At 65.6% G+C, this 1,523-nt stretch carries 2 protein-coding genes; both read right to left on the bottom strand.

The genetic code is table 11. The features are described 5' to 3' along the window. Positions 1 to 255 precede the first annotated feature (255 nt). Positions 256 to 744, bottom strand: a complete 489-nt coding sequence (locus D7W79_RS41910) for a DUF2381 family protein (RefSeq protein WP_158617190.1) — start codon at positions 742 to 744, stop codon at positions 256 to 258. A gap of 8 nt (positions 745 to 752) precedes the next feature. Beyond that, positions 753 to 1,271, bottom strand: coding sequence for a hypothetical protein (locus tag D7W79_RS41905; RefSeq protein WP_147442357.1), 519 nt, complete (start codon positions 1,269 to 1,271; stop codon positions 753 to 755). Positions 1,272 to 1,523: the final 252 nt, after the last annotated feature.

Raw genomic sequence — 1,523 nt, 5'->3', positions numbered from 1 at the left:
TTGCTCCTCCACGTACGCCACGAGCCCCACCCGTACCCTCAACGCCACCCTCCTCGCCCCAACCACGCCCATCCAACCAGATGGGTCTGACATGGACGCGGAGGCCCACCGTCCCCGGTGGATGCCAGGCCCGCGCGGCCTGGAGCCCCAGGCTGCGCAAACCTGTCCGACTGTCGGACAGGTTTTGCGAAGGCACTCCCGGCGGGTGCCTCGGCTCATGGCTCCGTCCTGGCCCTGGCCCGCTTCTTGGATTGCTCAGACGGACGGAAACCGCACCCCTGGGAGGACGAGCAACCGTGTGCCTTCCGCGTCCTGGAGCTCCAGCGTGTAGACACCACGTGCCTCCCGGGGCTGGGCTTCGGCTTCCACGATGATCCGGGCGATTCCGTCTTCAGGGTCGGGCGCAACCTCAATCACTTCCACGACACTCAGGGTCTGATGGTTCGGGCCACTGAGACTCGCCCTGGCAACCCTGCCAGATAGCGGCAACCTTCCAGGGAACTCCAACTGCACCGCGACCCGGCGCGCGGAGCGGAAGCTCCTGAACTGGAACTCTGGGCCCGAGGGACCTGGATCGGGCCCCTTCAACTCCAATGTCTGGACTCCCCCTTGACCCAGGATCTCCGCGGATAGCATCGCCGCCAGTCCCACGTCGGGACAGACCTGTGCGGGAAGTGGAGTGGCTGCGTCGTCTGGTACCCCTCCATCCGCGGCTGCCAGGAACGGAATCAGGAATAGGAGCACGCACCCTCCTATTCGTCGTATCGCCACACACCCTTCACGGACATCATGTTGGGAACGATGGCGGTGTTCTCGTCTCCCCCTTCACTGCGAGGAACGCCCCGCGTCCGGTCATCCAAAAACCAGAGCTCGATACATACGGGAAATGTTTCACCTGTCTTCTTCTGACGCAGTTGGGTGAAACGACCGTAGACCCGTTTGGAACCGACGTAGAGCGTACCGGTCAACATGGAGCCCCACTGCACACGCCCCTCGCTGCCGTGCGTGTACACCGCGGCACGTCCCTCTCGGACAGTGACGAAATCGGAGCGCGTAGTCGGGTCGAATTTAGCGGCCCACTGGATGCCTTCGATTCTCAGCTTCTGCATGGCCTCCTGCGCATCCAACGGACAGTCCTCGGCGGGAGGCGTGGGCCGGTCCACCAAGGGCGCGCTGGCGCAGGCCATGCCCGCCACGCAGGACGCGATCGCGGCGGCCTTGAGGGCGCGAACAGGCTTCGGAGACGACGGAACAAGGGGCTTGGTTGTCACGGGTGCAGGTCCCTCTTTCGGCGCCACCACGGAGGCAGCGGTCGCCGGGGCGGCGACAGGAACACTGTGCGGGCGGTCTGGCTCGCTGGCCAGTTTATGACCAAGCGGGGCGGAAACAGTCTCAAGGACCCGTGGGGTTGTATTGCGCGTCCAGCCTCGAACCAGGACCTCCCAGGTCCCAGGGCCCGCCAGCAGCAACCCCAGGCACAACGCCGTCCCCACCCAGCCCCAGGCCGGGAACCGGGGTGGGGG

The sequence above is a fragment of the Corallococcus exercitus genome, from assembly GCF_003611585.1.
Lineage (GTDB): Bacteria > Myxococcota > Myxococcia > Myxococcales > Myxococcaceae > Corallococcus > Corallococcus exercitus.
Note: the sequence above shows the minus strand (reverse complement) of the source record. Positions and strands in the feature narration are given on the sequence as shown.